Here is an 11,956-nt window from a genome sequence, read left to right as displayed (position 1 = left end):
GAGGGAGCAGAGCAGCAGCCGCGCTTCAACCTGAGCCTGGCTTACGCAGGAGGCTTCTCTTGACGGCCCTGATGATCGCAGCGCTCGGTGCCTTGATGGTCGCGACAGCGTTCCTGTCGGGCCTGTTCGGCATGGCCGGCGGCATGATCCTGATCGGCGTGCTCTTGATGCTGATGCCGCTGCCGACCGCGATGGTGCTGCACGCGATCACGCAGATGGCCTCGAACGGCTGGCGCGCCTTTCTGTGGCGGGCGCATATCCGCTGGCGGCCGGTGTTCGTCTATCTGATCGGCTGCGCGCTGGCGCTCGGCCTTTGGTCGCTCACCCGCTACGTGCCGGACAAGCCGATCGCGCTGCTCCTGCTCGGGGTGACGCCGTTCATGGCGCGGCTGATGCCAAAGAACCTCAAGCCCAACCCTGACAGCATCTGGCAAGGGTCGTTCTACGGCTTCATCTGCATGGGGCTGATGCTGATGACCGGCGTTTCCGGTCCCTTGATGGACACCTTCTTTCTCGGCGGCAATTTCGGCCGCCGCGAGGTGGTGGCGACGAAGGCGACCTGCCAGGTTGCAAGCCATCTCACCAAGCTGATCTATTTCGGCAGCATCATCGACCAGGCCGCCACCCTCGACCCGGTGCTCGCGGGCGTTGCGATCGCGGCCTCGATGCTCGGCACCACGCTGGCGCGGCGCATTCTGGAGGCGATGAGCGACGCGCAGTTTCGCACCTGGGCGAACCGGCTGATCACGACGGTCGCGGGCTATTACATCATTTATGGAAGCTGGCTGCTCGTGGTCCGCGGCTCGGTCGCCTCCTTCTGAAAGGAGAGGCGCGATGGCGGATGGTGCCGATCCACTGGTGCTCGATTTCGTCGAATGGATCGCCCGCGAGCCGCGGTACTACGCCGAAGTGGTTGCGGTCTGGCGGACCTCCTGCCCGCGCCTGACGATCTGGGAAGACGCTTCCGATCGCGGCTATGTCGCGCGCGAAACCATAGCTGGAACCGGACTGATGGTGACCGTCACCGCATCAGGCGAACAATTGCTGCGGGAGCACGGCCGCATCGGCGCGCGGCAACGCTAGAATCCCGCGACCCGCGGCCGTCATCACATTTCCGCGCTACGCCGTCAGCCCGCATTGACTTGCACCGCTGGTCCGCTCAAATTCATGCATTCGCATCTTTCTTCGCGATGCACGAGTTTCAACCAGCAGGATCGTCCCATGATCGACCTTCATTACTGGACCACGCCGAACGGCCACAAGATCACGATGTTTCTCGAAGAGACCGGGCTGAAGTACAAGATCTTTCCGGTCAACATCGGCAAGGGCGACCAGTTCAAGCCGGAGTTTCTGGCGATCGCGCCGAACAACCGCATTCCCGCGATGGTCGATCACGAGCCGAAGGGCGGCGGAAAGCCGATCTCGATCTTCGAATCCGGCGCGATGCTTTTGTATCTCGCCGAGAAGACCGGAAAATTCCTGCCCGCCGATCTCTATGGCCGCTATGACGCGATCCAGTGGACATTCTGGCAGATGGGCAACCTCGGGCCGATGGCCGGACAGAACCATCACTTCAGAAATTACGCCGAGGAGAAGATCAAATACGCCATCGATCGCTATGTAAACGAGACCAACCGGCTCTACGGCGTGCTCAACAAGCGGCTGGCGGATCGCGAGTTCATCGCCGGCGACTATTCGATCGCGGACATGGCGAGCTATCCCTGGATCGTGCCCTACAAGAACCAGGACCAGAACATCGACGACTTCCCGCATCTGAAGCGTTGGCTGGAAACCATCCGTGCGCGGCCAGCAACGGAGCGTGCCTACGCCAAGGCGAAAGAGGTCAATCCGAATTTCGGCCAGCCGGTCAACCGCACCGAGGAGGAGCGCAGGATCCTGTTCGGCCAGACCGCGGCGGTGGTGCGGTAGGGTCACCTATGGAGACGCGGACTTGGCTCGCCTGGTCCGCATCTCGGCGCGATGGGCTGGGGATTCAGGCGTCTCCCCGGATATGCATCTCAAAAATGCATAGGCAATATCGGCGAATCGCGGCGAGAATCGCCGGATCACGCCCAACTTTTGCCGGGCGAGGGCGTTGTCAGAATGCAGGAAGCATTCTTTCGGAGATGATCGTGGACACCACACTGAAGTTGAAGCCACGCCCGACCAACGTGGCGTTGATCGCCTGGCAGTTCACCGGACAGCCGCTGCACGAATGGCCGAGCTGGGTACAATCCGGTTGCTCGCTGCAGCGAAGCGAGGACGGGCAGCTCGAGCTTCGACATGAAAGACAAAGCGGGACACAGATCGTGTATCTCGAAGAATGGCTGGTGCGCGATCTCGATGGCGGCGTATGTTTCTACACCGACGCCGAGCTGCGCAAAGAGTTCGACATCGCTTCCAGTCAGTGAAGCTGCTCACACAAATCGAAAAATAAACCGCTGGCACTGCGCTCCGATTGGCAACAGTCTGGGGTTGGGTTTTGCTGACTGAACCCTTTTGAGGGGTATCGATCGGATTTTCCTGAACCTTTATTGACCTGACATCGCGACACACCGGTACCCCTCTTCTCCCAACATCCGATTGGAGGAAGTGATGGCAATGCAAGTGAATGTCCACCCTGGCCATGGCAAAGGTGGCCGCCAACCGACTCGACAATTTCTTGAATCGCTTTCCGGACATGACGATCCCGGAATGTTCGGACGAATGTTTCCGAACCTCGAACCGCTCGCCGTCGATGATGCTCCGCTACAAGAACTTGCCGATGCGATGAAGGACGCCGATCCGGGCGGTACGGCCGGCAACAACACCAAGGTCCCCGCGGGGTTCACCTATCTCGGCCAGTTCGTCGATCACGACATCACGCTCGATCTCACCTCGCTCGGCGACAAGGAAGCCGATCCCACCGCGGTCGAAAACTTCCGCACGCCGGCGCTCGATCTCGACAGCGTATACGGCTTGGGGCCGGATGGCAGCCGGCAGCTCTACGCGCGCAACCCCGGCGATGCCGACGGCAAGTCGCCCGGACCGAAGCTCCTGATCGGCAAGACCATCAGCGTCGACGCCGTAACCATCACGCCGCGCAACGACCTGCCGCGCAACCCGGAAGGCTTCGCGCTGATCGGTGATCATCGCAATGACGAAAATCTCGTCGTCGCGCAGACGCATCTGGCGATGCTGAAGTTTCACAACAAGGTCTGCGACCATCTCGCGGCGTCGGGGGTGCCGGCCGGCGAGATATTCGCGCAGGCGCGCCAGACCGTGACCTGGCATTATCAATGGATGGTGCTGCACGACTTCGTGGAGCGCATCACCGAGAAGGGGATCGTCGCCAAGATCCTCGACCAGGGCCGACGCTTCTACCGCTTCAAGAAGACGCCCTACATGCCGGTCGAGTTCTCCGCGGCAGCATACCGGTTCGGCCACAGCATGGTGCGCGAGGTCTATAGCCACAACCGCATCTTCACGCCGGGCGGCGGCATTCCCGCCACGCTTGATCTGTTGTTCAGGTTCACCGGGCTGTCGGGCGGAATCATCGGCGACCTCGCGCCCGATCCGGTGCAGCCGCCGCTGCCGATTCCAGTGCTTTCCAGCAACTGGATCATCGACTGGCGCCGCTACCACGAAGTGCTGGCGACCAATCCTCCCGATGTACGGCTCAACCCCTCGCGGAAGATCGATCCGTTCCTGATACCGCAACTGCACGATCTGCCGGGTGGCGGCGGCAGCCTGCCGTTCCGCAATTTGAAGCGCGGCGTCATGCTGGGGCTGCCATCGGGACAGGATGTCGCCAGGGCGATGAAGATCAAGAACCCGCTCACGCCGGCCGAGATCGCGAAGGGAACGGACGGCGCGGTGGCCAAGAAGCACGGCCTGCACGAGCACACGCCGCTCTGGTACTATATTCTCAAGGAGGCCGAGCAGCGTGGCGGCGGCGAAAAGCTCGGGCCGGTCGGTGCCACGATCGTCGCGGAAGTGTTCGTCGGCCTCGTGCACGGCGACCGTCAGTCGTATTTGTGGCTGAAGGGCAAGAACTGGAAGCCGACGCTGCCGTCCAGGACTCCCGGCGATTTCACCATGGCCGACCTGCTGAGGTTCGTCGGTGACATCAGCCCGATCGACGGTATCGCGGCGGTTTAGGCCGTTTCGGCGGCTGCGACTGCGCGGCCCAAAGCTGCGCGGTCGCAGGCGTTCGTGCAATGACGGCGCTTGCCTGAGCGCCGCGGGTCGCGCAAAATGCCGCAATGTCCCTCAAACTCTACGAACTCGTCGGTACCGACCCATCGCGCCCGTTCAGCCCGTTCTGCTGGCGGACGCGCATGGCGCTGGCGCACAAGGGGCTGTCGGCGGAAACGATCCCGTGGTGCTTCACCGAGAAGCAAGCGATCGCGCCGCACGGCTCTGAAAAAGTTCCGGTGCTGCTCGACGGCGATCGCGCGGTCGTCGATTCCTGGACCATCGCCAACTATCTCGAAGACCAATATCCGGACCGGCCGTCGCTGTTCGGCGGCGAGGGCGGCCGCGCCGTTGGGCGCATGTTGAACTGGTGGGGCGACGGGGTAATCGGCGGCATGTTTCCGCTCATCATCGCCGACGTCCCGCGCAACCTGAAGCCGGAGGACGCGGCCTATTTCCGCAGGACGCGCGAGGCGCGTTTCGGCAAGCCTCTGGAAGAGATCATGGCCAGCCGCGACAAGGCGGTCGAAGGTTTTCGCAAAAGCCTCGACCCGCTGCGGCTGACATTGCTGACGCAGCCCTTCCTCGGCGGCGCGGCGCCGAACTATGCGGACTATATCGTATTCGGCGCGTTCCAGTGGGCGCGCGTGGTCAGCCCGTTCAAGCTGCTGATGGAAGACGATCCGGTTTATGCCTGGCGCGAGCGGCTGTTCGACGCGTTCGATGGGCTGGCGCGGAAGTCGCCGGGATATCACGGCTAGCGCGGGCGGCTCGCGCTCGATCCACGTCGAGCGGCACTGGAAGCCGGGCAGGGCAAGGTCACGGCTGCGGGCCGGACAAGTTCATTTCACGCTCAGCCCTGAAAACATTGCTGTGCAGGTTTGCTATCCATTGCCGTCCGCTCGACGTGACATTGAGATAGCGTATGGCCGTCTGGATCTGCGGAGCGACGTTGTTCCAGTAGAACTGCGGATATTTGTAAACGACGTCTGCCGGCGTCTGGTAGCCGAGCGTTTTATTCATGCCGACTTCTTCAAATTCGTAGAACAGGGCATTCGCTTTCTTCAGGTAGTTGGGGTCGCCGAGCTGCCCGATGAGGTCGGCCGCGCGCAGCAACAGGCCCTCTTCTTCGATCAGCTCGTCGTTTGACGATGAATCAACATAGGGAAATCGCGTATACTCGATGGCCCTGGCTATCCGGCTCGCATCGACCTCTTCGGCTGCGTCGAGCCGCTCGAAGACGAACAGCTTCGAGCGGTCCACATGGTAGGCTCCCAGCGCGGCATCGGATGAACCTCGCGCCAGGCGAATGGTACGGCCGCTGAGATCTGCGACATAGGAATCCCCGTCATCTCCCTGGACAATTCCGCGAACGTATCCGATGTCGTGGCTGAGGCACGCCACGATGAAATTGGCGTAATCGTCTGGCGTCGTGTGCCGCAGCATCCCCCGACCCATCAGGATGTCGTGGCCGGCCAGGGTTACGAGCATGGTGTGTTCGATGTTGTGATAGAGGGCATCGCTGTTGCCGATGCATTCCAATGTGAGCCTGGCTGCATAGGGGAGAAATTCAGCCAGCCGCGCCTGGGAGGAGCCAAACCTGCTCCTGGTATCCGAAGCCAGAAACGACCCCAAGGCTTGCGCCACCAGTTCCGGGATTGTGATCATCTGAACACCGCGTCATTTGTGCGACGTTGGCGCCGGCATGATAGCACATCGCCTTTCTTTCCGGTGGCTAATGTCTGCTCGCGCCACCAGAAAGGGTCACGACCTGCGTCTGCGGATCGGCCGACCAGGAGGTCTTGCCTCGCGCGCGGGAATGATGATGTTTACCGACGCAGGCAATGATTGCCGGGCCGTCCGCCCTACCGCCGAGGCTGTAAATTAGTTCTACCTGATAACGATGTTAGCTGTGACGTAAAATGAAGGCGTAAGCTTATCTTCCTCGTAGCCGTTAGGGGGAGACGCGTCGTGACCGACCTTGAAGCCAAATTGGAGCGGTTTGAAACTCTCGCTGCCGAGTGCGATTTGATCGGCAAGTTGACGACGGATGGGGCAAAGCGCGAGCTATACCTGCGTCTCGGCCTGCATTACCGCGAACTGGCGGACGACCTGCGGACGATGATTGCGACCAAAAGCGCCGCTTAGCCTGCCAGAAGGAAACTGCAGCGGGGTTGGTGCCTGGCGTCAACGGCCGGTATAGGCCGGCGGCCGGCTCCCGATCCACGCGGCGATGCCTTCGCCGAGATCGCCGGTCGGCACGACAGCGGCGAATTGCTCGCTCTCGACTTGCAGCCCTTCGGCGATCGCCATGTTCAGCCCGCGGGTCACCGCCGTGATGATGCTGCCGACCGCGAGCGGCGAGTGCCTGACGATGCGGCCCGCCAGCTCGCGCGCGGCCGGCAGCAGTGCATCGTGCGGCACGACGCTGTTGACCAGTCCGATCTCCAGCGCCCGCGCCGGCGAGAACGGATCGCCCGTCAGTAACAGTTCGAGCGCGCGCTTGCGGCCGGCAAGCCGCGGCAGCCGCTGCGTTCCGCCGAAAGTCGGCGGCATGCCGAGATTGATTTCCGGCTTGGCGAAACGCGCGCGCTCGCTGGCGACGGCGAGATGAACGGCCTCGGTGATTTCGCATCCGCCGCCGAACGCCAGACCGTTGATCGCCGCGATCACCGGCTTCCTGAACGCTTCGAGCCGCGCGGTCATGGCTTGTCCGCGCCGGACAAAGTCGCGGATGGCCGTATCGCGACCGCGACGGACGCTGCCGGCGAATTCGTGGATATCGGCGCCCGCGGAGAAGGCGCGTTCGCCCGCGCCGGTCAGGATCACGGCGCGCGCGGTGGTATCGGCTTCGATGGCGTCCAGCACCGCCATCAGGCGGTCGATCAGCGCATAGTTCAGCGCATTGAGCTTGTCCGGGCGGTTCAGCGTGATCAACGCGACACCGTCATTGACAACGAGCAGGATAGGATCGGACATCTTAAGGCTCCGCACAGGTCGAGTGGTCTCGTGCCCCGGACGCAGCGCAGCACCGCGAGTGATGCGCTGCAGAGCCGGGGACCATTCCCCGGCAACGGGGTCTCGGCCCTGCAGTGCGTCACTTCGTGCCACACCCGTGTCCGGGGCACGAGCGTGACACTCCACGACTTCACTGCGAACGACTTCCGCAACAGCGCCGGATTGCGGGATACCCTAGAAGTCCGGCTGCGTTGTGTATATTCACTGGTTAGTATACATATGCTGGATGGCACGATCCGGCGTCCCAACGCGTGAACGCATCATCTCTGCGGCAAGCGCGCTGTTCTACAATGACGGCATCCGCGGCGTCAGTGTCGATGCCGTGGCCGCGAAGGCCGGCGTCACCAAGCGGACGCTGTATTATCATTTCAGGAGCAAGGACGACCTTGTGGCGGCATATCTCGCCGCACGCGATCAGCCCAACCTTGCATTGTTCAGGCAATGGTTTGCTGAGGCCGACGACGGGCTACCGACCCAGGTCGAGCGTATCTTTCGCAACCTCGCGCGCTCGGCGCGGCATCCTAGATGGAAGGGCTGCGGATTCCTTCGCACTTCGGCCGAACTCGCCAACATGCCCGGCCATCCCGCGATGAAGATCGGTGCCGCGCACAAGAAGAAGTTCGAAGAATGGCTGCGTGTGACCTTCGAGACGGCGGGCATTGCGCAAGCCTCGCAGCTCGCGCGCCAGATACTGCTACTGCTCGACGGTTCGTTCGCTGTCGTGCTGCTGCATCGCGATCCCTCCTACATGGAAACGGCGGGCGAGGCGGCGCATGCGTTGATCGAGGCGGCGCTTCCTGTGCGGGCGAAGCGGCGACACGATAGGTCGCCGTCATTGCGAGGAGCGAAGCGACGAAGCGATCCACCTCACGGCAAGCGGAGAGATGGATTGCTTCGCTTCGCTCGCAATGACGGCTAGAATGAACGGCTGCCAAAACAACCGCGCTCGCGCAGCACCTCGAGCACGGCGCCGAGATCCGGCACGACGGCGGCACATCGTGCGCGCGACTCCTCCGTCGGCGTCACCATGTCGGGCACCATGATCGTGATCGCGCCCGCGGCATGCGCAGCCGTTACGCCGTGATTGGAATCCTCGACCGCCACGCAAGCCTCCGGCTTCAGGCCGAACCGCGATGCTGCTAACAGATAGAGATCAGGACTCGGCTTGCCGCAGGCGACATCGTCGCGGGTCAGGAGCGTTTCGAAGCGATGGCGAATGCCGGCGAGCCGCAGATGCGCATCTGCCGTGCGCAGCGATGAGGAGGTAACGATCGCCATCGGGCATTCGGCCGCCTGCAGCGCATCCAGGAGTTCGACCGCGCCGCTTTTCAGCGGCAGGCCAGCGCTTAAGATTTCATCGCGGTTGCTGACGAAAGCCCGGCTAACTTCCGCAAGCGGAAAGCTTTCGCCGTAGCGCGCATGCAGCATGGCCTCGCAGTCCGGCCCGGGCAGGCCAACCATCGCCTGGCACAGTGTTGTGGTGTCGTCGGTGAAGCCATGCGCAGTGAGCGCGGCGAGCAGGCTGTCGAAATAGACCCGCTCGGTGTCGAGCAGCGTGCCGTCCATGTCGAGCAGGACGGCACTGATGTTCCATGGCGCAGTCACGTTGACGCCGCAAGCCGGCCGCGCGCGGCTGCCTTTCGCAAACAGTCCGGGCAAAGACAATCGCTGCCGTCCACCGGCATCGGCAGCCGGAACGCCTCGTCGGAACACCAACAGGGGCCGGACAGGTTGCAGCCGAATTCGGTGCCGCAAGCAGCGCAGGCGAGGCGGCGCGGTGGTCGATTTTCCAAACGATTTGTCATCAACGAGGCCGCATCCTGACGTGGAATTAATCTCGGGTTCACACTGAGGCGCGTTATACTCCGCAGCCATTATATGCCCGGGAAGAACTCAAGGGAAATCCGATGGCCCGCGATTCGCAAGCCGCCCTCGTTGCGCTCAATCGTTTCGGTTTCGGTGCGCGTGGCGGGGCTTCGGGCGATTTTCTCAATGCGGCATCCGATCCGCGCGGCTTCGTCAAGGCGGAGCTTACTCGGGCCAACGGCGTGCTGCTCGAAGTGCCGGGGTTGCAGTCTACCCCGGCGCTCGGCAAGGCCGTGTTCGACTATCAGTTCGAGATTCAGCAGGCCCGCGACGCAGCCGCCAAGTCGGCGCCACCAGCGCCCGAAAGTCAACCGTCGCCGGATACGAAAGCGCAACGGCGGAACCTTTCGCTGAACAGCATCGCCATGGATATGGCGCCCAAGGAAGCGTCCAAGGAACAGACGGCGAAGCCGCCGGAAAATCCCGATGCGGCGATGGCGCCAGCCGAGACGATGCGGCCCAATGCGCCAAAGCCGCCACCGCCACCGCTCAATATCATCCAGAAAACCTTTCGGGCCGAAGCGCTGGCGCGACTGCAGCGGGCCGTCATCGCGGATTGCGGATTTGCCGAGCGGCTGGTGGTGTTCTGGTCCAATCATTTCTGCATTTCCGCCAACAAGGGCGGGCCGGCGCGGATGTGGGCCGGCTCGTTCGAGCGCGAGGCAATCCGGCCCTACGTGCTCGGGCGCTTCGCTGACATGCTGAAGGCGGTCGAGCAGCATCCGGCGATGCTGTTCTTTCTCGACAACCAGCAATCGCTGGGCCCGGATTCGCGCGCCGGGAAAAACCGCAACCGCGGACTGAACGAAAATCTCGCGCGAGAGATTCTGGAGCTGCATGCTCTCGGCGTCGGCGGCGGCTATTCTCAGGAGGACGTAACGTCGCTGGCGAACGTCATCACGGGCTGGACCTATGCGGGAAGGCTCGGCCAGTTGGGCCCGCCGGGCAGCTTCGTGTTCAATGCCAACGCGCATCAGCCGGGCGCGCAGCGGGTAATGGGAAAAATCTACGATGCCCCCGGCGTGGCGCAAGGCGAGGCGGTGCTGGCAGACATCGCGCGGCATCCGTCGACCGCGAAATTCATCGCCGGCAAGTTCGCGCGTCATTTCGTGGCCGACGATCCGCCGCCTTCATTGGTGACGCGGCTCGCCGATGTCTTCACGGAAACCGACGGCGATCTCAAGGCGCTGGCGACGGCGCTGGTGGATTCCGACGAGGCCTGGAAGGCGCCGCTCGCCAAGATGCGCTCGCCTTACGAATTCCTGGTCGCGTCCGGCCGATTGCTGGCGCAGATACCAAACGATCCCGGCCGCTATCTCAACGGCCTCAACGCGTTGGGCCAGCCGCTATGGGCGCCCGCCGGGCCGAACGGTTTCCCCGATACCAACGCGGCCTGGGCGGCGCCGGAAGGCATCAAGCTGCGGCTCGATATTTCCGCGCAGATCGCCTCACGGCTGGCGGAGGGCGTCGATCCGCGCGATCTGCTCGAACTCGTCGCCGCGGACGCGGCTTCAGCCGAGACGCGGCGGACTATCGAGCGCGCGGAATCGCGGCAGCAGGCGCTGGCGCTGTTGTTGATGTCGCCGGAATTCCAGAGGAGATGACGTCCATGGAAACGATAAGCGATTGCTGCGAAAGCCTGAGATCATCGGTCGCTTCGCGACGCGCGCTATTGCTCGGCGGCGCATCCTTTGCGGCGTGGGCATACTTGCCGAAATTCGCGCGGGCTGCCGACGGCCGCGATCCGCGGCTGGTGGTGATCATCCTGCGCGGCGCACTGGACGGGCTCGCCACCGTCGCTCCAACAGGCGATCCCGATTATGCCGGCCTGCATGGTGCAATCGCCTTGTCGTCGAGCGGGCCAAACGCTGCCTTGCCGCTCGACAATTTCTTTTCGCTGCATCCGGCGATGCCGGAATTTTCGCGGATGTATCGCGAGAAGAAGGCTGCCGTGATCCATGCGGTGGCGACGTCCTATCGCGACCGGTCGCATTTCGACGGCCAGGACGTGCTCGAAAGCGGCTTTGCAGGTCCCGGCCGGGTGCAGTCCGGCTGGCTCAACCGCGCGCTGGAAGGCCTGCCGAAAGGCGAGCGGGTGACGAGTGCGCTGGCGGTCGGCCCGACCACGCCCTTGGTGCTGCGTGGCGCGGCGCCGACGGTCGGCTGGGCACCGGTCGCAGTGCCGCAGGCTGCGGAAGATACCGCGATGCGGCTCCTCGAACTTTATCAACACCGCGATCCCGTGCTGGCGAGCGCGTTGAAGCAGGGTCTCGCCCTCGACAAGGCGGCGCAAGGCGACGATATGAAGCCGAAGCCCGGCACCACTGGCGCCGGGGCGATGCGGCTGGTGGCGCGCGGCGCCGCAAAGCTGATGGCCGCCGACGATGGTCCCCGCATCGGCGCGCTCGCCTTCGACGGCTGGGACACGCACGCCAACGAAGGCGGGCCGGTCGGGCGGCTGGCGCAATTGCTCGGCGGCCTCGACGGTGCACTGGCGGAATTCGAAACGGGGTTGGGGGCGCGCTGGCGCGACGCCGTGATCGTGGTCGCCACCGAATTCGGCCGCACCGCGCGCATCAACGGCACGCAGGGCACCGACCACGGCACCGGCACGGTGACGCTGCTCGCCGGCGGCGCGGTGAAAGGCGGCCGTGTGATCGCGGACTGGCCCGGGCTGAAGCCCGCCAATCTCTATCAGGGCCGCGATCTCGCCCCGACCACGGATCTGCGCGCGGTCATGAAGGGCGTGCTGAAGGATCAGTTCGGATTGGCGGAACGCGCGCTGGCGGAGAATGTGTTCCCGGACAGCAGCGCCGTGAAGCCGATGCAGGGGTTGGTGGCGTGATACACCGTCATTCCGGGGCGCATCGAAGATGCGAACCCGGAATCTCGAGGT

The 11,956-nt window shown here is 63.5% G+C and carries 14 protein-coding genes; 10 read left to right on the top strand and 4 right to left on the bottom strand.

Annotation, left to right across the window (positions count from 1 at the left end; genetic code table 11):
* The first annotated feature begins 59 nt into the window (after positions 1-59).
* From GWE18_RS34705 to GWE18_RS34680, 6 genes are all read left to right on the top strand, one after another.
* Positions 60-821, top strand: coding sequence for a sulfite exporter TauE/SafE family protein (locus GWE18_RS34705; protein ID WP_275190175.1), 762 nt, complete (start codon positions 60-62; stop codon positions 819-821).
* A gap of 13 nt (positions 822-834) precedes the next feature.
* Positions 835-1,083 (top strand): hypothetical protein, encoded by a 249-nt coding sequence (locus tag GWE18_RS34700; protein WP_275190174.1) that lies wholly within the window; start codon positions 835-837, stop codon positions 1,081-1,083.
* Between the two features lie 138 nt (positions 1,084-1,221).
* On the top strand, positions 1,222-1,929 hold the full coding sequence (locus tag GWE18_RS34695) for a glutathione binding-like protein (protein ID WP_275190173.1): 708 nt from the start codon (positions 1,222-1,224) through the stop codon (positions 1,927-1,929).
* 203 nt (positions 1,930-2,132) lie between these two features.
* Entirely contained in the window at positions 2,133-2,411 is a 279-nt protein-coding gene (locus GWE18_RS34690; protein ID WP_275190172.1) for a hypothetical protein, read from the top strand.
* Between the two features lie 283 nt (positions 2,412-2,694).
* Positions 2,695-4,140, top strand: coding sequence for a heme peroxidase family protein (locus GWE18_RS34685; RefSeq protein WP_275190171.1), 1,446 nt, complete (start codon positions 2,695-2,697; stop codon positions 4,138-4,140).
* A gap of 104 nt (positions 4,141-4,244) precedes the next feature.
* Positions 4,245-4,937, top strand: a complete 693-nt coding sequence (locus tag GWE18_RS34680; protein ID WP_275190170.1) for a glutathione S-transferase family protein — start codon at positions 4,245-4,247, stop codon at positions 4,935-4,937.
* A 58-nt stretch (positions 4,938-4,995) separates the two neighbouring features.
* On the opposite strand, the gene GWE18_RS34675 is transcribed toward GWE18_RS34680, so the two are convergent.
* Positions 4,996-5,844, bottom strand: a complete 849-nt coding sequence (locus GWE18_RS34675; RefSeq protein ID WP_057853125.1) for a hypothetical protein — start codon at positions 5,842-5,844, stop codon at positions 4,996-4,998.
* Between the two features lie 303 nt (positions 5,845-6,147).
* Here GWE18_RS34675 and GWE18_RS34670 point away from each other — a divergent pair, with 303 nt between their 5' ends.
* Entirely contained in the window at positions 6,148-6,324 is a 177-nt protein-coding gene (locus tag GWE18_RS34670; RefSeq protein ID WP_197423242.1) for a hypothetical protein, read from the top strand.
* A 39-nt stretch (positions 6,325-6,363) separates the two neighbouring features.
* Here the strand turns inward: GWE18_RS34670 and GWE18_RS34665 are convergent, their stop codons facing one another.
* The gene (locus tag GWE18_RS34665) at positions 6,364-7,155 is read right to left on the bottom strand and encodes a crotonase/enoyl-CoA hydratase family protein (protein WP_275190169.1); all 792 of its coding nucleotides are present in this window, start codon (positions 7,153-7,155) and stop codon (positions 6,364-6,366) included.
* Between the two features lie 265 nt (positions 7,156-7,420).
* On the opposite strand from GWE18_RS34665, the gene GWE18_RS34660 reads away from it, so the two are divergent.
* Entirely contained in the window at positions 7,421-8,113 is a 693-nt protein-coding gene (locus GWE18_RS34660; protein WP_275190168.1) for a TetR/AcrR family transcriptional regulator, read from the top strand.
* On the opposite strand, the gene GWE18_RS34655 is transcribed toward GWE18_RS34660, so the two are convergent.
* On the bottom strand, positions 8,110-8,799 hold the full coding sequence (locus tag GWE18_RS34655) for an HAD family phosphatase (RefSeq protein WP_275190167.1): 690 nt from the start codon (positions 8,797-8,799) through the stop codon (positions 8,110-8,112). The genes GWE18_RS34660 and GWE18_RS34655 overlap by 4 nt on opposite strands.
* Complete coding sequence (locus tag GWE18_RS34650) at positions 8,796-8,999, bottom strand: cysteine-rich CWC family protein (RefSeq protein ID WP_275190166.1); 204 nt, start codon at positions 8,997-8,999, stop codon at positions 8,796-8,798. The genes GWE18_RS34655 and GWE18_RS34650 overlap by 4 nt, the downstream gene beginning before the upstream one ends.
* Before the next feature lie 102 nt (positions 9,000-9,101).
* Between GWE18_RS34650 and GWE18_RS34645 the strand changes: the two genes are divergently transcribed.
* On the top strand, positions 9,102-10,664 hold the full coding sequence (locus GWE18_RS34645) for a DUF1800 family protein (RefSeq protein ID WP_275190165.1): 1,563 nt from the start codon (positions 9,102-9,104) through the stop codon (positions 10,662-10,664).
* On the top strand, positions 10,661-11,905 hold the full coding sequence (locus tag GWE18_RS34640) for a DUF1501 domain-containing protein (RefSeq protein WP_275190164.1): 1,245 nt from the start codon (positions 10,661-10,663) through the stop codon (positions 11,903-11,905). The genes GWE18_RS34645 and GWE18_RS34640 overlap by 4 nt, the downstream gene beginning before the upstream one ends.
* Positions 11,906-11,956: the final 51 nt, after the last annotated feature.

Origin of the sequence: Bradyrhizobium sp. CSA112 (assembly GCF_029051645.1) — a bacterium.
In the GTDB taxonomy this organism is placed as follows: domain Bacteria; phylum Pseudomonadota; class Alphaproteobacteria; order Rhizobiales; family Xanthobacteraceae; genus Bradyrhizobium.
The sequence above is the reverse complement of the archived record's forward strand: the minus strand, read 5'-3'. Positions and strand labels throughout refer to the sequence as shown.